Annotated in this window: 18 protein-coding genes; 3 read left to right on the top strand and 15 right to left on the bottom strand. The window is 42.8% G+C overall.

The window, feature by feature from the left end; genetic code table 11:
- Nucleotides 1-11: 11 nt before the first annotated feature.
- The 5 genes from WDM69_RS07510 to WDM69_RS07490 form a co-directional block, all read right to left on the bottom strand.
- On the bottom strand, nucleotides 12-1,322 hold the full coding sequence (locus WDM69_RS07510; RefSeq protein ID WP_338755242.1) for an N-6 DNA methylase: 1,311 nt from the start codon (nucleotides 1,320-1,322) through the stop codon (nucleotides 12-14).
- Between the two features lie 108 nt (nucleotides 1,323-1,430).
- Entirely contained in the window at nucleotides 1,431-4,307 is a 2,877-nt protein-coding gene (locus WDM69_RS07505) for a valine--tRNA ligase (RefSeq protein WP_338755909.1), read from the bottom strand.
- 295 nt (nucleotides 4,308-4,602) lie between these two features.
- On the bottom strand, nucleotides 4,603-5,148 hold the full coding sequence (locus tag WDM69_RS07500; RefSeq protein WP_411350815.1) for a UPF0149 family protein: 546 nt from the start codon (nucleotides 5,146-5,148) through the stop codon (nucleotides 4,603-4,605).
- Between the two features lie 22 nt (nucleotides 5,149-5,170).
- Complete coding sequence (locus WDM69_RS07495; RefSeq protein ID WP_078307920.1) at nucleotides 5,171-5,413, bottom strand: PA3496 family putative envelope integrity protein; 243 nt, start codon at nucleotides 5,411-5,413, stop codon at nucleotides 5,171-5,173.
- Nucleotides 5,414-5,565: 152 nt separating this feature from the next.
- Nucleotides 5,566-7,095 carry a hypothetical protein gene (locus WDM69_RS07490; RefSeq protein ID WP_078307922.1) on the bottom strand — a complete coding sequence of 510 codons (1,530 nt, stop codon included), beginning with the start codon at nucleotides 7,093-7,095 and terminating at the stop codon, nucleotides 5,566-5,568.
- A 160-nt stretch (nucleotides 7,096-7,255) separates the two neighbouring features.
- On the opposite strand from WDM69_RS07490, the gene serB reads away from it, so the two are divergent.
- Complete coding sequence (gene serB / locus WDM69_RS07485; RefSeq protein ID WP_338755241.1) at nucleotides 7,256-8,554, top strand: phosphoserine phosphatase SerB; 1,299 nt, start codon at nucleotides 7,256-7,258, stop codon at nucleotides 8,552-8,554.
- Between the two features lie 156 nt (nucleotides 8,555-8,710).
- Nucleotides 8,711-9,694 carry a DUF368 domain-containing protein gene (locus WDM69_RS07480; RefSeq protein ID WP_240494928.1) on the top strand — a complete coding sequence of 328 codons (984 nt, stop codon included), beginning with the start codon at nucleotides 8,711-8,713 and terminating at the stop codon, nucleotides 9,692-9,694.
- Nucleotides 9,695-9,805: 111 nt separating this feature from the next.
- Here the strand turns inward: WDM69_RS07480 and WDM69_RS07475 are convergent, their stop codons facing one another.
- The 9 genes from WDM69_RS07475 to WDM69_RS07435 all read right to left on the bottom strand — a co-directional run bounded on the left by WDM69_RS07475 (nucleotide 9,806) and on the right by WDM69_RS07435 (nucleotide 19,293).
- Nucleotides 9,806-10,378 carry a YggT family protein gene (locus tag WDM69_RS07475; RefSeq protein ID WP_078307923.1) on the bottom strand — a complete coding sequence of 191 codons (573 nt, stop codon included), beginning with the start codon at nucleotides 10,376-10,378 and terminating at the stop codon, nucleotides 9,806-9,808.
- A 66-nt stretch (nucleotides 10,379-10,444) separates the two neighbouring features.
- Complete coding sequence (gene proC, locus WDM69_RS07470) at nucleotides 10,445-11,272, bottom strand: pyrroline-5-carboxylate reductase (protein ID WP_078307925.1); 828 nt, start codon at nucleotides 11,270-11,272, stop codon at nucleotides 10,445-10,447.
- Nucleotides 11,273-11,360: 88 nt separating this feature from the next.
- On the bottom strand, nucleotides 11,361-13,061 hold the full coding sequence (gene tilS / locus WDM69_RS07465) for a tRNA lysidine(34) synthetase TilS (RefSeq protein WP_338755240.1): 1,701 nt from the start codon (nucleotides 13,059-13,061) through the stop codon (nucleotides 11,361-11,363).
- 145 nt (nucleotides 13,062-13,206) lie between these two features.
- Nucleotides 13,207-13,947 carry an acetyl-CoA carboxylase carboxyltransferase subunit alpha gene (locus WDM69_RS07460; RefSeq protein ID WP_240494931.1) on the bottom strand — a complete coding sequence of 247 codons (741 nt, stop codon included), beginning with the start codon at nucleotides 13,945-13,947 and terminating at the stop codon, nucleotides 13,207-13,209.
- 400 nt (nucleotides 13,948-14,347) lie between these two features.
- Nucleotides 14,348-15,502: an RNA-guided endonuclease InsQ/TnpB family protein gene (locus WDM69_RS07455; protein ID WP_338755239.1), complete on the bottom strand. Its 1,155-nt coding sequence runs from the start codon at nucleotides 15,500-15,502 to the stop codon at nucleotides 14,348-14,350.
- 182 nt (nucleotides 15,503-15,684) lie between these two features.
- Nucleotides 15,685-17,214 (bottom strand): exopolyphosphatase, encoded by a 1,530-nt coding sequence (gene ppx, locus WDM69_RS07450; protein WP_338755908.1) that lies wholly within the window; start codon nucleotides 17,212-17,214, stop codon nucleotides 15,685-15,687.
- 23 nt (nucleotides 17,215-17,237) lie between these two features.
- Nucleotides 17,238-17,615 (bottom strand): rhodanese-like domain-containing protein, encoded by a 378-nt coding sequence (locus WDM69_RS07445; protein WP_338755907.1) that lies wholly within the window; start codon nucleotides 17,613-17,615, stop codon nucleotides 17,238-17,240.
- An 80-nt stretch (nucleotides 17,616-17,695) separates the two neighbouring features.
- Nucleotides 17,696-18,256, bottom strand: a complete 561-nt coding sequence (locus tag WDM69_RS07440) for a DUF302 domain-containing protein (RefSeq protein ID WP_338755238.1) — start codon at nucleotides 18,254-18,256, stop codon at nucleotides 17,696-17,698.
- A 230-nt stretch (nucleotides 18,257-18,486) separates the two neighbouring features.
- Complete coding sequence (locus tag WDM69_RS07435) at nucleotides 18,487-19,293, bottom strand: acetoin reductase (RefSeq protein ID WP_064647632.1); 807 nt, start codon at nucleotides 19,291-19,293, stop codon at nucleotides 18,487-18,489.
- Nucleotides 19,294-19,855: 562 nt separating this feature from the next.
- On the opposite strand from WDM69_RS07435, the gene WDM69_RS07430 reads away from it, so the two are divergent.
- Nucleotides 19,856-21,202 (top strand): FAD-dependent oxidoreductase, encoded by a 1,347-nt coding sequence (locus WDM69_RS07430; protein ID WP_078308367.1) that lies wholly within the window; start codon nucleotides 19,856-19,858, stop codon nucleotides 21,200-21,202.
- Nucleotides 21,203-21,332: 130 nt separating this feature from the next.
- Here WDM69_RS07430 and hemL read toward each other — a convergent pair whose 3' ends face one another.
- Nucleotides 21,333-22,649 carry a glutamate-1-semialdehyde 2,1-aminomutase gene (hemL, locus tag WDM69_RS07425; protein ID WP_338755905.1) on the bottom strand — a complete coding sequence of 439 codons (1,317 nt, stop codon included), beginning with the start codon at nucleotides 22,647-22,649 and terminating at the stop codon, nucleotides 21,333-21,335.
- Nucleotides 22,650-23,109 lie beyond the last annotated feature (460 nt).

The following is a 23,109-nucleotide window of genomic DNA, read 5'->3' as shown; positions in this document are numbered from 1 at the left end:
TAATTCAAGTCCTAACTGGACAATAATTCAAGTCCTAAAAGTTGCTTGGCTTTAATATGAGCTTCTTTGAGGTGTAATTCCTCTGGCGAATAAATCGTTTCTTTGGCATCGCTTAGCATTTCATTCATGGCTGCCACCAAAAGTCCTGCTGACCCTGTGGCAAAATCCCATACAAAACTGTCTTTATTAACCCTTGCCAACTTCACAAGCAAGGTTGCAACATATGAGGGCGTCAGAACGACATCGTTGAGCTTGTCTTGAGTAAAGCCAAGCCAAGAGTACATTTCATTAAACAATTTACCAGTAAAATCAGTTGTCAAGCCAATTTTGTAGTAAATACCCAAATCATCGACAATCTTAGTAAAAACTCTTTTTAATTGACTTTCTCCGTTTGTGTCTTTATTGATATTTTCTGTTAAAAGCGTATTAGAGAGCGTGCGGATGATGAGGTCTTTTTTATCTTGTGGAAGTTTCTTTTCATTAAAAAAAGCATTGATTTTACGAATAATAATATCTCCATCTCGATTGCCTTCTTCTTGGCTGGATTTTAATTCTTCTTTTTCCAAAGGCTTTACTTTTCCTGCCACGCCCAATGTTGCAATGATAGAAGCTGCCACCAAATAAACACGGTCGTTTTCACCCAAGCCTTTTTCATTTTGGTAAATATCATTATTGAGTCTTACAAGGCTAGCATCGATTTCTTTTTCACGCTTTTCTTTGAGTTTATCTAATTCTTCTTGCGAAAGTGATAAATTTTTGACTTGCTCAATAAAAGCATCAGCATTTTGTTTTGACAAAAAAGAAAAATCAGTAAAATCACCTACTTTTTGCCCGACTCCCAAGTTCTTTTTAGAAACATAATACACTCCAATTTGATGACGAATATTTCCCTTTTCATCTTTTTCACCTGTCATGCCAATGGCGATAATATCGGTATAACTGGTATGATGCAACAAAGCATTGGCATAATGCACCGCTCCATTGACAGCATAATCTTTTATATTTTTGTAGTTGGGTTCGTTCTTTGCACTGCGGTTCTCTACATTACCATCGTTGTCTAATTTTACCAAAGCATTTTTTTTACCTTTATATTCAATCAATACAGGAAAAACTTCTCCATATTGATTTTCTAAAAGCAATTTTGTATCTGGACGATTACCTCCTTTTCCTCCACTTTTAGATTCATAATACTGTAATGCCTTGTCAATTTCATCATTGAGAGACTCTTGTTCTAATTTATAATTAAGCTCATATTTTTTAAGCCAACCATTGGCAAGGTCAGCGATATTTGGCTCGATGCTTTGGGTATTTTTCTTTGTCATTTGACACCTTTGATAATTTAATTTGAAAACTAGAATTGGTTTGAAAAGTAGAATTGGACAGTAGAACAAGTTAAGCATAATTATTTCTAATTACGCTTAATTTTTTAGTTACAAATTCCCCAACGCCCCCACCTGCTTCTCCACTTCTGCCAACTGCCCATTTAATTCTGCCAATTTCATCTTTTCTGCTTGTACCACCTGAGCGGGGGCTTTGGCGATGAAGTTGTCATTGGACAGCTTTTTACTGATTGCATCTGCTTGGGTTTGCAGTTTATCACGCACTTTATTTAGGCGGTTTAGTTCAGCGGTCGGGTCAATCAAGCCTTTCATGGGGACAAGCACTTTCATTTGTCCAACCATGCCAGATGATGATAATGGCACCTCTTCGCCAGTTTTGACAATCGTTAGGCTGTCTACTTTGGCAAGAGTTTTAAATTGATTGTCAATGCGTACAAGGCTTGCTTTTTGTTCATCGCTTGCCCCTTGAATCAGCACAGGCAGACGCACAGCATTGCCCAGTTTCATCTCGCCACGAATGTTTCGCACCGCACCGATAAGGCTTTGTAGCCATGCCATGTCGCTTTCGGCTTGTTTGTTGATTTTGCTGTCATCACACTTGGGGTAGGTGCTTAGCATGATGCTTTCACCTGTTTTGCCCAGCAGTGGCGTGATGGTTTGCCAAATCTCTTCGGTGAGATAGGGCATGATGGGGTGGGTCATTTTCATTGCCATTTCAAGCACAAAGAGCAGCACATAACGGATTTGGGCTTTTCGCTCATCGCTGACCGTGCCGTCTTGTTCTGATGCGTTTAAGCTGGATTTGGCAAGCTCCACATACCAGTCGCAGTATTCATTCCAAATAAATTCATAAATGGCTTGGCTCATCAAGTCAAAACGGTACTGGCTCATATGCTCGTGAATGTCATTGATGGTGGTGTTTAGACGGCTGATGATCCAGTGTTCAGGCAACTGCCAAAGCTTGGGGTTGGCGGATTTATCAATGTTTTGGGGATTGCCATCTTTGTCAATGCAGTTCATGAGTACAAAGCGAGTGGCGTTCCAGATTTTATTACAAAAATTGCGATATCCTTCAATGCGTTTTAAGTCAAAGTTAATGTCTCGCCCTGTGCTGGCAAGTGATGCGTAGGTAAATCGCAGGGCATCTGTGCCAAAGGCTGGGATACCGTCAGGGAATTCTTGGCGGGTTTGTTTGGCGATGTTGTCCGCCTCTTTTGGGTTCATCAACCCTTGGGTGCGTTTGTTGACCAGATTTTCCAAATCAATGCCATCAATTAAGTCAATGGGGTCAAGCACATTGCCTTTGGATTTGCTCATTTTTTGCCCTTGGCTGTCTCTGACCAGACCATGCACATAAACGGTCTTAAAGGGGACTTGGGGCTTGCCATCTTTGTCTTTGATAAAGTGCATGGTCATCATAATCATGCGAGCAACCCAAAAGAAAATGATGTCAAATCCTGTTACCAGCACGCTTGTTGGGTGAAAGGTTTGTAGGACATCGCCATAATCATCAAAGCTGGTCTGACCTGTCCAGTCAAGCGTGCTAAATGTCCACAGAGCAGAGCTAAACCAAGTATCTAGCACATCATCATCTTGGCGAAGGGGGGTATCGGCTAAGCTGTATTTGGCACGCACTTCGCTTTCATCACGCCCCACATACACATTGCCATTGTCATCATACCATGCAGGGATACGATGCCCCCACCACAGCTGACGGCTGATGCACCAGTCTTGGATATCACGCATCCATGCCATATACATGTTGGTGTATTGTTGTGGCACGAATTGAATGTCGCCATTTTGCACCGCTTCAATCGCTGGTTTGGCAAGAGTTTCAATCGCCACATACCATTGGTCGGTCAAAAGTGGTTCAATGACTGTACCAGAGCGGTCGCCATAGGGGCGTTTTAATTCGTGGGGTTCTACTTTTTCTAAAAAGCCGTGCGTTTCTAGGTCGGCAATGATTTTTTTACGAGCGTCAAAGCGGTCAAGCCCTTGATAAGCAGGCGGACAATTTTCGTTCATCGTGCCGTCAAGGTTCATTAGGTTAATAATCTCAATGTTTTGGCGTTCGCCGACTTCGTAGTCATTAAAATCGTGGGCAGGGGTAATTTTTACGCACCCTGTACCAAATTCAGGGTCAGGATAAGGGTCAGCCAGCACAGGAATGACACGGTCGGTTAAAGGCACATGCACCATTTTACCCAAAATGTGCGTATATCGGCTATCATCAGGGTGTACCGCCAAACAGCCGTCTGCCAAAATGGTCTCTGGGCGAGTGGTGGCAATGTGCATATACTTGCCGTCAAGGCTTGCTCCATTGGCGTCCGTTTGCCCAGCGGCAAAAGGATAGCGAACGTGATACATAAAGCCTTTTTCATCACGATTTTCCACTTCCAAATCACTAATGGCGGTTTTTAATTTACAGTCCCAATTGACAAGGCGTTTGCCACGATAAATCAAGCCCTCATCATAAAGCCGCACAAACACCTCTTTGACCGCTTGCGACAGACCGTCGTCCATGGTAAAGCGTTCACGAGACCAGTCCACGGACGACCCCAAACGGCGAATTTGGCGAGTGATGTTGTTACCTGACTGCTCTTTCCACGCCCAAACCTTGTCAATGAACTTCTCACGTCCCAAATCATGACGGCTGATGCCTTGTAACCCAAGCTGACGCTCCACCACCATCTGTGTGGCAATGCCTGCGTGGTCGGTACCGGGCTGCCAAAGTGTGTTATGACCCATCATGCGATGATAGCGGGTTAATGTGTCCATGATGGTGTTGTTAAAGCCATGCCCCATATGCAGCGAACCTGTGACATTGGGCGGTGGCAAGGCGATGGAAAAGGTGTTTTGTTTGTCGATGATGGCAGAGTTTGATTGGGGTTTAAAATGGCCTTGTTGTTCCCAAATTTGATACATGCCATTTTCGACATCGGTGGGGTTGTAGGAATTTTGCATCATTTTTAAGGCTTGAGTTAGGCTTTGACTTAAAGTATTGATTTGTGTGGTGTGTTGAGTCATGAGATTTGTCTTAGTAAAATTTGGTGAAATTGTCTTAATAAAATAAAATACAGTGAATGTTTAAAATAAAGTGAATGATAAACTCAGAGTGTTGCTAACAAAACTTCGCTAACAGGGTTTGGTTAACCATGATGACTAAGTAGGTTACATTTGTCTAAAACATAAATGGCAGATGACTGCAAAAGAGTTGATTCATGATGAACATGAGCGGTCTTTGATGTTTGTTATGTTTGTGTTATGTTTGATGGAACAGCAAATACAACTGGGTTAAATTCTCTTCCAAGCTGTTTGCCATTTGAGCCAATAGGTCATCATCTTGGCGAATGTCAGATAAGGTCTCATCGTCTTCATCAATGCCACTAAACACAATCATCGGTAAGGTCAGCATCGCCACGTCATCTTCGGTGTCATTGTCGGCGAACCAGTCATCTGTTTCATCGGCATACATGGCATCAATAAAGCCCACTGCCCAAGCAGAAAGCTCTGAATCTGGTGAAAAATCCATAGGCTTTTCTGTGTCATCTGTATCGCCAACAATAAAGGGTAAGTGAATTGGGGTTTCGTCTTTGAGTTCGGATTCTATGGCGGTTTGCCAAGCGTGTAGGGCAGACTTGATGGCATCAGGCACGCTGTCTTGTTGCCTTTCAAACAAAGCAGACAACCAGTTGGTAAATGGCTTACCCACCACCGTGGCGGTCAAAAACCCATGCGTGGCAATGTGGTCTAAGCCGTATTGGTTGTCAGCAGAATCCAAATAGGCAAGTAGTTGTGGGTCGGGTATTTGGTTCATTATTTTCCTTCATTTATTCTTCATCATTCCAATCATCATCTAAGTCGTCCAAGCCATCTAGGTCATCTAAATCGTCTAAGTCATCTTTTAGCTCACGCTCCAGACGTTTTTGTGCCAGTAAATCGTCAATCAAACGACGTTTTTCTAAACTGCGGGTTCGAGAAGTTGTGCCTGTCTCACTTTCGTCAGCCAGTTTTGCGTCTTCATCTTCTTCAGCAAAACCATCATCTTCAAAATCATCTTCTAAGTCACTCATAAAAACTCCTTAATCCATCAAATAAATCATCGGTAAAATCCATGCGTGTGGTCAAAACCTGTCTCATGCGTTTGGAACATGGGTTTTGATAAATAGCCTTATAAAGCCTAATGCTGATTTTGTCAATGGCTTTATGGTATTGGCTGATGTTGTCAAACGGTCAGCATGATGTCATTACGCAACGAAGTTAAGCGGTTGATGGTGTCATCATCTGCTCCGATAATGCGTCGGCATTCTCGTTCATAGACAGATTTTGGATTGTTTAACTGGGTAAGTTGGATACGCTGTTGGATTTGCGTCAGCTCTTGAGTGGGCAATAGCACATAGGTTTGATGTTCTTGAAAGCGACCTTTAAGCAAATGGACGATACCATCACTTTGCTCGGTATGGGCAATGGTGGCATTGATGGGTAGGGCAAATCGCTTCAGCTCACGGTGTCTGTCAAAGATGATTTTGTTGAGCATCATGCACAGCATCGCCAGCATCACACTGGCTTGAGCAAGCTTACTATTGGCGTTGTCAAAGCCCTGTTTGACATTTAAGGTGATTCGGGCAGGGTGATTTATGGCAAAATGTTCAAGACTTTGCAGTTGCACACCTTGAAATGATGGTTGTCGTAACAGCTCAAGACTTGCGGTCTGCAGTAAGTCATTACACAAGGTCAGATAGGGCTGGGCAATTTGGGGTGATAGCTTGCTTAATAAGCGGTGTTCATCAGCAAACATAAATGCCACCACGATGGGCGTATCAGTGTTGGTAGGAATATGGCGAGTTTGCTTCGCTCCATTTGGATTAACCAAATTTTGTTGATGGGTTTGGTGTTTGGTAGAATCTTGCCAAGAAGACGGTTGCGCCTTATTGGCTACTGGGTTGTCGGTTGGTGGGCTGTTTTGGTCAGTGTCTTTTTGTGTGTTCGGTTTGAATTGACCACGCTTTAAAAAACGACTGACTTGTGAGCTGACATCATCATAGACATGGCCATGGTCTGGTTGGCTGGTGGCTGGTTGGCTTGATTCGTCAACAGATAGGCTGGCAGTGTTGTTGTCTGTATTAGGCGTGTCATCATGTCTATCATGTCTGTCGTCATATGAGAAGTGAACACCGCCGTGTTGTTGGTTGTTTGCCATGTCGTTGTTTGCCATGTCATAGTGCAACACATAATAATCATGAATGTCACGGCTTAGCCGTTGCAACTGCCCTTTGGTTGGGCGAGCAATATGGCCATATAACAACCATATCAACAGATGGACAATCAATGCCCCAAGTTCAAACGGCCATAGCGTTTTGACCATCTCACCTTTGCTGGTGCGTTTGATGGTCAGCTCGACATCGCCAACCTTATTGTTTTGTAGCAGGACGGGTTTGTGGTGGGTTGTGCCTGCTTGCAAGGGGGCGTTTCCTGTTTGTACCAGTATGTTGCCAGCGTTGTCTAATAAAGTTAGTCGAGTAACATCAATGTCGTTACCAAGGTGGTCAGCGATGACGCTTAGGCTGACTCGGTCATCTTGATAAAGAGCCACCCCTGTGGTTTCTGCCAACTCACTGATGAGCTGTTTGGCTTTGTGTTCACGGTTGGCATTTAGTTGTTGCTCTAAACTAAATACCATAAGTACGCTATGCAATATAAAGCTGATAAGAATGATGATGGCAAACAGTCCTTGCCTAGGGGCGGTGTAAGTCATAATGATGCTTAAAATCAAATGGCAAATAGGGTGATGATTATATATGTTCGCTGATGATTTGATAACCTTATTATTGTGTTAATCCGTGATAAAATCTGTCCAACATGCCATAATGTCAGTAACTGATGATTTGTTAATACGTTAATAGGACAGATAGCCCATGAATATCGATATCAATACTGCACACATCACATCAAACATTCATTCAGATGCCATTCATTCAAATATGACAAATATTAATAGTGCCTTAAGCCAAACCTTGCAACATCGCTTAAAACAGCACAGCACCACCACCATGCAGGCTTGGCAAGATGGGCTAAAGCAAGTATTGGTAAAGGCAAAAATTAAAGATGCTGAGCAGATGGTGAGTGATGTGGCAAGTTTATATGCGTTACCGATATATGCGTTGATAGTGGTGATACGCACCGAGATGCTCAGCCATGTCAGTAACATCAATGCTCAGGCGTTATTAGCAGATTGGGCGTATGCACAAGCCAATACACCAGCAGGTTGGCAAATTACCAACATTGATGACAATGACCGTAGTGAAGAAGATACCTTAAAGCAAGTGGTGGCATCGCTGACTGAGTATGATGATGTTCTGACACCTGTGTCGGTTAATCGCTTGGTACTTTGTCCCAGTGATGTGCAGATGCTTAAGCCCAATGACAGTAAAAGTCGTGCCATTGCTCATGTGATTGATGAACAGGTAACCCATCATTTACAAGACAAGCTGGGTCATTTGGGCTTGACCGAAGAGCAGGCAAGAGGTGCATTTGATTGCCATATTTTACCTGTTGCTGACATGCTACACACCCACCGCTTGGCGTGTTTTGATATGGATTCTACTTTGATAGAGCAAGAAGTCATTGTTGAGCTTGCCAAAGTGATGGGTGTGGGCGATAAAGTCAACGACATCACCGATTCTGCCATGCGTGGTGAGTTGGATTTTGATGAATCGTTTGCTCAGCGGTTGGCATTACTGCAAGGACTGCCTGATCATCATTTAGCAGACATTGCTGATTCATTAACATTATCAAAAGGGGCAAAAACCACGTTGGCGTTATTATCTGCCATGGGTTATTACACCGCCTTGATATCAGGGGGTTTTGAGTATTTTGCCAAGCAAGTTGCTAAGCAGTTGGGTATCCATGTGGTTCATGCCAATGCCTTATCAATGCAAGATGGGCAGATAACAGGTAGGGTGCAAATGCCCATCATCAATGGGGCGACCAAAGCTGTGCTGGTCAGACAAATTACTGATGAGCTTGGCATCAGCAAGCAAGCGGTGGTGTGTGTTGGCGATGGGGCAAATGATTTGCCGATGATGGACATGGCAAATTTGGGGCTGGCGTATCGTGCCAAACCCATTGTACAAGCCCGTGCTGATGCCGCCATTAACTGCACAGGGTTAGAAGGTGTGTTGTATGCGTTGGGGTATGCGTCTTTAACCAGCTAAACAAGCTAAGCCTTGATAACGAGTAAATGAGCCATGATGCTCTAAAACAATGTCCTAAAACCGCTTATGATGAATTGATGGCGGTTTTATTGCCTTTTTGCTGTTTATTTTTTGTTTTTTTAATAATTTTGCTTTTTCAATAAGATGTGATTAAAAATGGTTATGACCAAACCCAATCAGCCCCCCCAAACACATGCCATTCATTCATCTGCTCATATCCAGTTACCGTCTCCCCAAAAAGACAGCAAACATGATTTATTGTTGGTGTATTTTAAGGGCATGGCGATGGGAGCAGCAGACATCGTACCGGGGGTTTCTGGTGGTACGATTGCCTTGATAGCAGGCATTTATCAACGTTTGATTAATGCGTTAAGCAGCATGACATTGGGGCTGATTGCCACTTGGCAACACACATATCAAGCATATGGCATCAAAGGTGGCATATCTGCCATATGGCGTGCGTTAGATGGCACATTTTTATTGTGCCTACTGGCAGGCATTATCACAAGCTTTGCGGTATTGGCAAACTTGGTTAGGCACTTGCTCACCCATCAGCCATTGGCGATTTGGTCGTTCTTTTTTGGTTTGGTGATGGCAACGGTGGTTGTGTTGCTCGGTCAAATTGAGCGTTGGAATGTTGCCCGAGTGGGGTTATTCGTGCTTGGGGCAACAATGGCGGTGATGATAAGCTTGTTGCCGTTTGTTTCAGCCACGCCAAGCTTGCCGTATCTATTTTTTGCAGGGGCAATTGCCATTTGTGCGATGATATTACCTGGCATTTCAGGCTCATTTATTTTGCTATTGCTTGGGGTGTATGAAGTGATATTAGATGCTGTGCATCGCATGGACATTGGCATCATCTTGACCGTGGTGGCTGGCATGGTAACAGGGTTGTTGTTATTTACCAAGTTTTTAAAATGGTTATTGGTTCATTATTATCAAGGCACATTGGTGTTGTTGACTGGGTTTATTGCTGGGTCATTGGTAAAAATATGGCCTTGGCAAGTTGATGCGGTGCATTTTTTACCTTGGCAATATCCTGATGGGGCAAGGTGGGGTATGACGCTTGGGCTAATGGGATTGGGTATGGTCAGTGTTTTATTATTAACCAAACTTGGTTCACAAAAGCAGACGAGCTAAACCTTGTTGAACCTTGTTGCGTTTATCATAAAAGTTGCGTTTGTCATAAAAAACCTTGCCATCGAGCAAGGTTTTTTTGTTGTTTGAGTTATTTGAGAGATTGCATATTGATTAACCCATCACCATGGGCAACATGTTACTTTCCACAATGCTTAATGCCTGTTCTGCCAAAATCAACACAAAAAAAGCAATCATTGGCGATAAGTCAATCATGCCAAGGTTGGGGGTAATCTTACGAAACGGTGCTAAGATGGGTTCTGCCAACTGCATGATGATGTCAATGATGGGGTGCATGGAATTGGTAAACACCACAATCCAGCTGACAATAATCGAACCGATAATCACATAACGACACATACTTAAAAAATCAATAATCAGGCTTAATGACCCCTCAAAAAATAGCTCAAGTGGATTATAACCATGATGACTTAAGAGTGCATTGCCAGCCAAATCAATCAGGCGGATTAAAAACATCAGCACAATGGCAGCAAGGCTGATACGCCCATCGCCAATGGTAGGGAATATGCGACCAAACATATCGACCACTTGTGTGGCTTTATAGGCAGGTTCGGCATAGGGGTTACGAGCATTGATGCCAGCAAATTGCATCATAAAACGTATGAATATCAATAACATGGCAAAGCTTGTGACCATGTTAAATGCAGTAACTAGTAATTGGTTCATGGAGAAATTCTCAATATTCAATACTCAATGGCTTATTTTAGTGGCTTATTTTATGGTAATAGATGGTTAATTTTGCCCACTCATCTCACGGCTACGCTTAACGCATGCTTGCATGGCTTTACCAATCAGCTCATTGACTTTATCAGCTTGTAGGCTATGTACGGCAGCTTCAGTTGTGCCACCAGGAGACATGACTTTGCGTCTAAGCTGCTCTGGCGTGTCATCACTGCTGATGCTCATCTTGGCAGCACCCAAAGCGGTCTGCATGGCAAGGGCGGACGCTTGTTCTTGGCTCAAGCCCAAATCAATGCCCCCTTGAATGACTGACTCAATAAAATAAAAAAAGTAAGCAGGGGCAGAGCCAGACACTGCCGTTACCGCATGTAATTGCTCTTCATCATCGACCCAAATCACCAAACCAGATGCCCCCATCAATTCGGTGGCGAGCTGTTTTTCTTGCTCATTGATGCTGTCAGTGGCATACAGCCCTGTTGCTCCTGCTTGTACCATGGCAGGTGTGTTGGGCATGGCACGCACGATGTTTTGATAACCATTTAACATCTTTGTCAGGCTGTCAGTTGACAGACCTGCTGCCACCGAAATGATGAGTTGCTTGTCTAACACTTGGCTAAAGTCTGCCAACACATCTGCCATGATTTGAGGCTTAACTGCCAACACCACCACATCGGCCATTAACGCATCGAGTGGGTTTTTAGCAGAATCAATGGTATTGATGCCTTTGGCTTGCAGCTGTTCACGATTGTCATGGTTAGGGTCAGAAACGGTGATATACTCTGGCAAGATACCCTTGGCAAGTAAGCCACTGATAAGGGCTTGTGCCATGTTGCCACCGCCAATAAAGCTGATTTTTTTGTTTTTTAATGGGTTAGACATAAGATGCTCTAAGTGAAGAAAAAAATTGAATGATGCTAATGATGCTAAAGACACAGCCTAGTGTAGCACATTTATAAAAAACTGGGCTTTAAGATAAGATGAAAGTTTGTTTAATGCCTTTTTTTGGCAAAAATGACTGTAATGCCCACTGTTGCCAAGGGCAAATCAACCATAAGGGTAAGGTTTTGGCATTGGTTTGACGGTTACCATGGCAATCGGTTACGTTTTGGGCTTCGACTAACAGCACACTTTGCCTTAACCAACTGGCAATTCCCAAGCTTTGTTGCAATTTTTTACCTGATTGGGGGGGAGTAAATTGTGGGGGGGTAAACTTGCCTATGTTTGTGTCAGATGGCTGATAAATGCTTAAACGGTCAGTTTTATGTAAAGGGCGCACACAAAGATAAAAATCCCCTTGCATGATGTTAATATTTTTATGGGTAAAGCCACTTTGATGGGTAAAGGCTGTCAAATCCAGAACAAGTTGCCATGTGAGTGTCTCTTTATTATTTAAAGGTTTTTTCCGTAACGTGATGGTGTGTGTTTGTTTTGTATGAGCATGAACAGTATGAGCATGAACATGAGTACAGTCAGTGGCAGACACGCAAATAAACATTTTCTCATTGAATACTTTGTCGTTGATTGGTGTTTGTAACCAATTTAACCAACGAGCATCTAGGCGGTGTAGGGTATGTCGGTAGCGCCTTATCACATAATGTTGTGTTGCCCCTTGCCAAGGCAGTTGGGTTTGGTGGTCATTGTCATCACGATATGCCAATGCCAAGATGTCATCTATCCGCTGTTTGTTGGGCGTTAGCGTGTCTTTTTCAGACAACCAATGATACAAAAAAGAGCGTTGGCGAGCACCTGATAGCTTACCGAACTTTTTTAACTCTAATTGACTGTCCACTGTTAACCTGTGCGTTATTAGCCTGTGTGTTGTTAAATCGTCTACTGCTAAATATCGGTTAGGGTATGGCAGTTGGGTGGCTGAAACACAACAATCATTCACCATCATCTCTTTATCGTTATGGTACACGTCTTGTAAGATGGCATCAGCATCGCTCATCAGATTACTTAAGCGAGTGATGTTACCAATGACCTGTGGATAACGCTGTTCAATGATGGGCAACAACTCACGGCGTAACCAGCTACGGACATTTGTCCCTGTCAAGTTGGTTGGGTCATTGACATAGGGTAGGGCATGGCGGTGGGCGTGTTCATTGATGGCATCTCGGCTGATGCTTAGCCACGGTCGCCATAGATAAATGGGCTTGGTCAATGGCTTGATTGAGCTTGTTGGCAACTGATGTTGGTTTGAATGGTTGTGTTGGTTTGAGTGGTTAATGTTGATGGGTATGTCATGGCATGACCAGCTTGTCATGCCAGATAAGCCTTTTACCCCTGTGCCAGTAAATAATCGCATCAACAGTGTCTCACTTTGGTCATTGGCATGGTGAGCGGTCATGATGATGTCATGGCAGTTGATGTGTTGGGCAATGGCAGCATAGCGAGCATGGCGAGCGGTTTGTTCATCTGTGCCATTCACATAAGCTTTAATGACCACACATTGACTGCCATTGTCGCTTGCCCATTGGCTAACTTGCTTCGCCCAAGCATCATTGGCGGTCTGTATGCCATGATTGACATGGATAAACTGTGGACAAAATGGTAAATGTCCTTTTGCATATAACTGCAAGCACACTGATGCCATCACCAGTGAATCTCGACCCCCACTCAATGCCAGCCAAATGCGTTTGCCTACCAAGTGCGAATGCAGTTGATTCATACTTTTTAGTAAAGCATTCTGTAGCAAAGTTTCATTTGTATGACTTAGCAATGTATGACTGCCTTTATTCCATGTTCAAGATTATTCCATGTTTAAGATGGTGTGAAGTTTAAGATGGTGTGAGCCAACCAAGTGAATAACTCAGCTAACAGCCCAATTGAGAGTTGAAGGCATAAAATTTCTCATAACGTAATTGACAACGCTCATCGGTATCCATGCTCTCAAGCTCTGCCAATTGCTCAAGTAATAAGGCTTTTAGCCCAACCATCACAGTCTTGTCATCTATCTGGGCTCCTTGACCTTCATCAACAACAACATCGATAAGCCCTAACTGATGCAGGCTTTTGGCATCTAATTTGAGTGCGTAACTGGCATCTGGGGCTTTTTCAGCTGTTTTCCATAAAATGGACGCACACCCTTCTGGTGAGATGACCGAGTAGATGCTATTTTGTAACATGTTGATTTTATCACCCATGCCAATCGCCAACGCCCCACCTGAGCCACCTTCACCGATGATGGTAACGATGATGGGTGTTTTTAAACTGCTAAATACTGCAATGCTTTCGGCAATGGCGATGGCCTGTCCTCTCTCTTCGGCTTCTACTCCGGGGTATGCTCCTTGCGTGTCGATAAAGGTCAAGACAGGCAAACCAAACCGTTCTGCCATTTTGGCAAGACGCACCGCCTTACGATAGCCTTCAGGATTGGCCATACCAAAGTTGTGGGCAATGCGTTCTCTGGTACTGCGTCCACGGTGTTGCCCGATGAGCATGACAGGCTTACCAGCCAAACGTGCCAAACCACCAATCACCGCCTTATCATCACCATAGACCCTATCACCATGTAAGATATCAAATTCGCTAAACAACTGATTGGCATAATCCATAAATAATGGACGTTTGGGGTGGCGAGCAAGCAGTACCCGTTGCCATGTGTCGCTGTTAAGGGCATTATCAATGCTGTTGGGGGATTTGGTATTGGTATCATAAGTTTGAGTGTTGGGAATTTGGCTGGTCATATTTGGTCACTTTTTATTCAAAGATGGTTTTATTCAAAGATGGGCATTTAAAAATGGAGTACTAAGGGTATAAAAAAGATACAAGTGTAAACTAATAATAAGTGTAAACCAATCGCTAAATCAAGCTGTTCCTTAAAACCCATCTAAACCTACCCAAAAGCAAATTTAGCGTTTAATTTCTACTTCAACGTTGTTTGCCTTATTCATTTGAACTTGGACTTACATCAACTCCATAGACTAACACGGTAGAACCTACCGCTTGTTTATATTAAGATAAAGTTAGGACTTTATCCGCCTTGTTTAAAATGTTTAAACTTGCATTCACATCACGGTCATGACTTGCTTTACAATTTGGGCAAGTCCATAGACGTGTTGCCAACGTCAAGTTTTCTTTAGCCATCACAAAACCACAAGATGAACAGGTTTTACTGCTTGGATAAAATCTGTCCACTTCTTTAACAGTTTTGTGATGAATGTTGGCTTTGTAGATGAGTTGCCGCTTAAATTCATAAAAACCCAAATCGCTAACAGCACAGCTTAATTTGTGGTTTTTAATCATGCCTTTAACGTTAAGGTTTTCAAGGCAAATCACATCAAATTGTTTTACTAAGTTGGTTGTTAATTTGTGTAAAAAGTCTTTTCTAATGCAGCTGATTTTATAATGCAGCCGTGAGAGCTTGGTTTTCGCTTTTTCACGGTTGTTACTGCCTTTTTGTTTACGGCTAAGCGATTTACTTAGTTGTTGTAATTTTTTAAGGTTTGTTTTTAAAGGTTTGGGTGCCCCAATTTTTGTGCCGTCTGATAACGTGGCTAAATCGGTAATCCCTAAATCAATGCCAACACTTTTGTGTGTTTTGGCATTTAATTTTGGTGGATTGTCAATTTCCACACCAACCGATACAAACCATTTACTGCCTTTTTTAAAAATGGTGGCGTTTAAAATTTTTCCATTAAAACGCAAATTTTCTTTGAGCTTTACCCAACCTAAATTAGGAATTTTTATCTTTTTGCCAATCAATTTAAATTGGTCGTTGGTTAAGCTAAATTTGTCGTTTATGCCTTTTTTCCTAAACTGCGGATATTTGGCTCGCCCTTTAAAAAAGTTGTCAAAGGCTTTGCCCAGTTGAATTATGGCTTCTTGTGGACTGCATTTGGTTACTTTTGCCATAAAGGGAAATTGTTGCTTTTTTATGCTGTTAAGTTGTTTTCTAAGTTTAAATTGATTTGGGCTGTTCAGTTTGGTTTTGTCAGTTTCTATGCCGTTTGCTTGACATTCATCACGATAATTTTTATCCGCTTGGTATTGTTTTTGCCATTCGCTCAATGCCCAGTTATAGGCAAGACGTGCGACACCGCAAGCCTTTTTAAAGTAGGTGGCTTGTTTGTTATTGGGGGCAAGTTCTATTGTGTGTCCTAATATCATGGATTTTCTTTAATCATCTGTTTGATTTGCTTTTTGTATTTTCTAAGTCCATACAATCGGCTACTAAGCTATGAATAATAGCAAGCATGTCTTCAACCAACTCCCCAAAAAAGACACCATCAACCCAGCCAATCATACCGCAATCCAATCATACCGCAATATGGTCAACAAAACCGTATCCATCACTCATTGTTATTGTTGACGCTAAGCTGTCTGTTCCATTTACTAAATTGCTCTTGCTCTTCTTCCAAATCACTTTTCAGTAGGGGCATATCATCGCTATGATGGTTTGCCTCCACTTGCCAATGTGTGTTTGATAAGGCAGTTAGGTGAAAGGGTAAGGGTTGGTTACTGCGACTGTGATTAACCAAAACCGCCAATCGCAACAGCAACACCAGATGCACCAGATTAACGCCACCCACATTCAATGCTTGTTCTAGAGCATCAGATTTGAGTTTACGGCGGTGATTGCCAACCAGTTGTGCCATTTTTAGCTGATCAACCTGTGAAAACCCAGGCACATCAGAATGCTCAAGCAAATAGGCACTGTGGCGATGATAACCACTGTGGCTAATCGCCAAGCCGATTTCATGCAAAAATGCCGCTCGACGTAATAAATCACCATCTTCAACTTGTAGGTTTAGTGGCTTTTTGACCGCTTCAAATAATTGCTGACACGTCCGTACCACCCGTTTGGCTTGGCGTTTATCCACCGAATATCGTTGTATCAATGCCTGTACACTGCGATCTCGCACATCTTCACTGGCGAAGCGACCAAGCATGTCATACATCACGCCTTCACGCAATGCCCCGTCTGAGTAAGTCATGGTCTCAATTCCCAACACACGTATGACCGCAATCAACACCGCCACCCCAGCAGGAAACACCGCTTTACGATGTTCTTTGACCCCTTCTAGCTCAATGTGGTTAACATTACCGATTTTAACCAGCAGTTTTTGTAATTTTTCCACACCATCATAGGTAATGCGTTCTTGTTTATCTGCCCAACCTTGTTCTACCAATACGTTACGGACAGCTTTAATTGTACCGCTAGAGCCAATCACACTGTTCCAGCCCACCTCTTGATAACGACTGCTGATTGCCAAAATTTCTTTGCGAGCAGCGGCGATGGCTTTGTCAAATGCTTTATCCGTGATGCCACCGTCATCAAAGTAGCCTTTGGTGAACGCCACACAGCCCATCTGTAGGCTTTCGGTTAATATTGGCTCAAACGCTTGTCCAATGATGAACTCTGTCGAGCCACCCCCAATATCGATGACCAACCGCTGGACACTACTGGCATTGGTGTGTGATACCCCCAAATAAATCAATCGAGCTTCTTCTCGTCCTGCGATGATTTCGATGGGTTTGGGCAAAATTTGATTGGCCTGTTTGACGAATTCGTTGGCATTTTTGGCTTGGCGTAAGGCATTGGTTGCCACGATACGCAATCGCTCAGGGGACACCGATTCTAATCGACCGACAAAACGACTCAAACAATCCAACCCTCGTTGCATGGCGACATCGCTTAAACGGTTTTTATCATCTAATCCTGCTGCCAGTTGGACTTTTTCGGACATAGATGCGACTTTGCGAACTTCACCGTGGTCAAGACGAGCAATCGCCAAATGAAAGCTGTTTGAACCGATGTCAATGGCTGCCATCAGTTCATTGTCATCTAAAGAAGCGTTTAAAGACGCATTTGTCAACATGGTGGCAGATAAATTACCAACCATCAACGATAACCTTTATCATACAAGTCTTGATAACCGCCATGGTTAACCACATTGGTATAGCCCATTTCTAAGAGTGTCTTGCGAGCCACCTCAGCACGGCGACCAGAACGACAGTACAAATTGATGGGGGCGTTTTTATTCGGCTCAATGGCTTCAATACGGTTTGCGATTTGGTCAGGCGTGATGTTTAATGCCCCTTGTAAATGCCCATCGGCATACTCTTTGGCACTACGAACATCAATCCACACACCCAAGGCTTTGGCAGGAGGTTGGCTTATGGCGGTTGTTGTGGTTAGATTTTGGGCAGTGGCATTGAATGAGCAGGCACTTAAGCCAAAAGTTGCCACGGATAATGCCAATAAAACGGCGTGTTTCATCATCGTCTCCTGATGAAATGGATTGATTGTGAAGTTATTAAAATTAAAAGCTATTAAAACTAAAAGTTATTAAAACATCACTATTGGGTTACGGTTTTTTCAATCAATTTTTCAGCATTGGCAAGCGTGTCTTTGACATCATCAAAGTCAATCTGACTGCCTGCTATCAGTGCGTGCGTGTCTTCAAAGCTGACCAAAACCTGACCATCTGTTTCGGTAACCAGCACTTTAAGGGGTAATTTTAACGCAAAATGAGGGTCTTTTTTCATCAATGGCGTGCCTGCTTTTGGTGTGCCAAAAACGATGACTTTGGCAGGCTGCATGTCCAAATCCACTTGTTGGGCAGCGTGCTGGTGGTCAATGGTGGCAAAGATGGTCATGTTTTTATCTTTAAAAGCAGACTGCAAGCGACTGACGGTGTCATTAAAATCATAACGGCTGGCGATGGTTTTGGTGGTGTGTGTTGTGTTCATGGCGTGATGCTCCATGGTTTGGGTGGGTATGGTTTTAGCAGAGCTGGGTTGTGAGGTCAGGTGGTTGCCACAAGCGGTCAATGCCATCATGGCAGTCAACGACATCACCATGGGCAAAGCAAACCGCTTGGTTTTTTTAACTGAGTGTTTCACTGAGTGTACTGTCATAAATCATCTCTCTGGGTTTAATTAAAATATTTTTAATGACTTTCTTATTATCCACAAAAAGCATTGGGCAACTCTCCCAATGCTTTTTTTAATGTTGCTTTCAATTTTAATGTTGTTTTCAATGTCGCCAATGTTATTATGTCAGTCATCACATTGTCAATTATCTAAACACCATTATCTAAACACCATTATCTAAACACCATTATCTAAATACCATTATCTAAATACCATTATCTAAACACCATGCCACCATCGGTCAGTATGGTTTGACCTGTGATGTAATCGGCATCTTTGGACGCTAAAAATGACACCAAGTTGGCAACATCTTCTGGCTGTTGTGGGCGACCAACCAAGATGCCTTGGGTAAACTCTTTCCATGCTTGTTTTGGTTCATAGCCTTTATGCTCAACAAAAGCAGCATCAATACGCTCCCACATCGGCGTGTCAGCAACCCCTGGGCAATAAGCATTGACACGGATATTATGCTCGGCAAGCTCTTTGGCGGTAGAATGGGTGAACGAACGCACCGCATGCTTGGTGGCACTGTATAAGCTTAGCATCTCATAAGATTCATGTCCTGCAATGCTGCACGCATTGATGATTTTGCCGATGCCGTCTTGTTTTTTCATCTGCTCAGCCGCCGCTTGTGTACCAAAAATCACGCCTTTAATGTTCACTCCAAGCACACGGTCAATCTCTTTTTCTTCAATTGCCAAAAATGGCTCAACCGACTCAACCCCTGCGTTATTGACAAACACATCTATCTGTCCAAATGCCTTAACCGCTTCATCGACCAAGCGGATTTGGTCGGCTTTTTTAGAGGCATCACCAACAACGCTGATGCTCTCATAGCCTGCTTTGTCAAATTCATCTTTGGCCGTTTTTAAATTGTCTTCGCTGATGTCATGCAACACCACTTTAAAACCATCTTTTGCCAAACGAGTGGCGATGGCATTGCCCAAACCTGCGGCAGACCCTGTTACGATGGCAACTTTGCCGTTATTTTGCTTATTTTGTTGATTGTTTTGTGTGGTCATCATGTTATCCTTATATTAATGTGTGATAAACAAATAAGTAAATTTTTATTGAAGCTCTTAACTTAAATTTAAAATTTAACCAAATCTAAGCCAAATGATTGATTTAAGTGGGCAGTATTTTTAAGCAGGCAACATTGCTAAACTAGACCATGTTGCTAAACTAAGCCATGTCATTTAAAACTAAGCCATGTCATTTAAACATTTAAAAAAGCCACTTAAAAACAACAAAAAATTCACTTATGCTTTGATTATAACAACCAATCATTTTTAAAACAGGCATGATGCGTTATTGGCTTGTGTTGTTTATGTAACAGTGTTTGAAACAACCTTAATAATTGGTTGATAAAAGGTGATTGGATTATTATTTGGCTAGATAATAATGCTCAATTTGGGTAAAATCTAAAGTCTTGGCTTAGGTTTGGTTTTAACTTAAGTTCGGTTTTTTAGGTTGTTTAATTTCAGCTCGCCTGTTTAACTTGTTCGTTTATTTAACTGAGTTAGTTTGGTTTAACAGCCATTTTGGTTTATTTTCATTTTTTTAGGGCTTTTTTAAGGGTAAGTTATGACACATTCTCACAATATCCGCCACACTGAGCATCTCATCATCGGTTTTGGTAAAGCAGGGAAAACTTTGGCTCAAACCCTTGCTAAAGCAGGTAAAGAGGTCATCTTGGTAGAAAAATCTGCCGATATGTATGGGGGTACTTGCATTAATATTGGGTGTATTCCATCAAAAAAATTGGCATTTTTATCACATGAGCGTGATGTGTCATTAAGCGATGCCATTGCCCGTAAAAATCAACTGATTGCTAAGCTCAATCAAGCCAATTTTGATAAAGTCAATGAATTAGATAACGCCACGGTCATCACAGGTGAAGCCAGTTTTATTGATGATAAGACCGTGCAGGTGATGACAGCTGATGACACTCTAACAATCACCGCTGACCACATTCATATCAATACAGGAGCGTATAATTGGCAACCACCCATTGATGGGCTAAAAGACAGCAAATTTGCCCATGACAGCACCAGCATCATGCAGTTAACTCAATTGCCAAAACAGTTGGTCATCATTGGTGGGGGATATATTGGGTTGGAATTTGCCTTTATCTTTGCTGGGTTTGGCAGTGTGGTCACGATTTTAGAAACTGCCGATACTTTTTTACCAAAAGAAGATGCTGACATTCGCCAAAATTTGTTGGGCATTATGGCAAACAAACACATCACTGTCAAAACCAAGCAACAAATTAAGCAGGTTAATGATGCCAACAATCATGCGGTGGTTGTAACCGAAGATGGGGAATTGATGGCAGATGCGATTTTGGTGGCAACAGGTCGTCGGGCAAATACGCAAGGGTTAAACCTTGATAAAGCAGGCGTCACATTGACCGATAAAGGTAACATTGCCGTTAATGATAGGCTACAAACCAGCGTGCCACATATCTATGCGATGGGTGATGTGGCAGGCAGTCCACAGTTTACCTATATTTCCTTGGACGATTATCGGGTGGTCAAAAGTCAAGTGTTGGGTGATGGCACACACACCACAAAAGGACGCACTTTTGCCTATGCGGTGTTTACCAATCCACCGCTTGCCAATGTTGGTATGACCGAGCAAGTTGCCAAGGAGCAAGGGCACGCCGTTAAGACGGCTGTTTTAGAAGCGGTCAACATTCCCAAAGCCAAAATCTTAGAGCAAACCGATGGACTATTAAAGGCGGTGATTGATGCCAAAACTGATAAAATACTGGGTGTGCAGTTGTTATGTGACAATGCCCATGAGTTGATTAACTTTATGGATTTGGCAATTCGTCAGGGTCTGACTTATCAAGAGGTTAGGGATTATATTTTCACTCACCCAACGATGAGCGAAGCGTTAAATGAGTTGTTTGCAGGGGTAGAAACGTAGAAACCGCTTAACCAACAACCGTCGTTGTTTGTTAAATTTGGTTTGTTAAATTTGTTATGTTGATGATGGCGTGTTTTTTGCAATAAAAACACGCCTTAAGCCATTTATGTTTATTTCATTTATGTTTATTTTATGCAGATTTCATATTAGCAAACACCTTATCCGCTGCTAAAATGGTGGCATCTAAATCTTGCATGCTGTGTGCTGATGACATAAATGCTGCTTCAAATGCTGATGGGGCAAGATAGATGCCATTATCCAGCATGCCGTGGAAAAATTGGGCAAAGGCTTGGTTATCGGTTTTACTGACGTCATCAAAGTTTTGTGGAATGTTGTTGTCGGTAAAAAATAATCCAAACATGCCCCCTAAACGATTGGAGCGAATGGCAATGCCGTGTTTATCTGCCACTTGGTGAATGCCGTTTAATAAATAATCTACTTTATCTGCCAGTTGTTGATAAAAGCCGTCTTTGGTCAATGAATCAAACATGGCAATCCCTGCTCGCATTGCCAATGGGTTACCTGATAACGTGCCAGCTTGATAAACCCCGCCCAGTGGGGCAACGCATTCCATGATTGCCCGCTTGCCACCAAATGCCCCCACAGGCAAACCTGCCCCAATGATTTTGCCAAAGCAGGTTAAGTCTGGGGTGATGCCAAAATGTGTTTGAGCCCCACCAAGTCCAACTCGAAAACCTGTCATCACTTCATCAAATATTAACACCACGCCATGCTCATCACACAGTTGACGTAAAGTATCATGAAAATCTTGACTGGGAATGACCATGTTCATGTTACCAGCGATGGGCTCAACAATCACACATGCCAGCTCACTGCCCTGCTCATTGGCAAACTTGTTAAAACAAGCGTGCAAAGCATCAATGTCATTGTAGGGCAGGGTGATGGTGTGTTTGGCAAAATCGCTTGGCACGCCTTTAGAAGTTGGTTCACCAATATCAAGCATGCCAGAGCCTGCTTTCACAAGCAGGCCATCACTGTGTCCATGATAACACCCTTCAAACTTGACGATTTTATCCCGTCCTGTATAACCACGAGCCAAACGAATGGCACTCATGGTGGCTTCTGTGCCTGAGTTGGTCATTCGTACTAACTCCACACTGGGGATAAGCTCACAAATTTTATCAGCAATGGTGGTCTCAAAAGGGGTTGGTGCGCCAAAGCTTAAACCATCTGCTGCTGCTTGTTGCACCGCTTCAATGATGGGTGGATAGGCATGACCTAAAATCATCGGTCCCCATGACCCCACATAATCAATGTACGCATTATTTTCGGTATCAAAAAGCTTACTACCCTCTGCTCGTTGAATAAAAATGGGTGTACCACCCACACCAGCAAAGGCTCTGACGGGTGAATTAACCCCACCAGGAATGTGTTTTTTGGCTTGTAAAAACAGTTGGTCATTTTTGGGGTTGTGATGGGTTTTCATGGTTTTCATGATGTGTCCTAATGTTATCGGTAAAAAAATCATCTAAAGAATGTCGTCTAAAAAATGAATGTCATAAACCATTATTATACTCAAGATAATCCATGATACCCAAATTTGCTGCCATTAATTTGCTGCCACTGTAAAAACACCATTGACAAAAAAGACCATTGACGCAACTGGTCAATGGTCATTGACTTCCTCCCCTCCCTATCGTTCGGGGATTCCTTCTGCAAGACGGTCAAGCCCGACCGCAAGCCTAAGATAGTGGCAACCGCCCGTACGACACACCGTACATCTTAGGTTTTTATTTTAAGCTAATCCTACCGTTAGGATTGTCATAGACACGAATTAGCTTAAGTGTGTGTTTGGAAACGTCTTACCAGTTAAGTTACTGCGTACTCGCAATTTAGTCTTAACTTAACTGTGGAATGTAAGACATTGAATATAGTGAGATGAGTAT

The organism is Lwoffella lincolnii, assembly GCF_037201985.1.
Classification (GTDB): Bacteria; Pseudomonadota; Gammaproteobacteria; order Pseudomonadales; family Moraxellaceae; genus Psychrobacter; species Psychrobacter lincolnii.
Note: the sequence above shows the minus strand (reverse complement) of the source record. Positions and strands in the feature narration are given on the sequence as shown.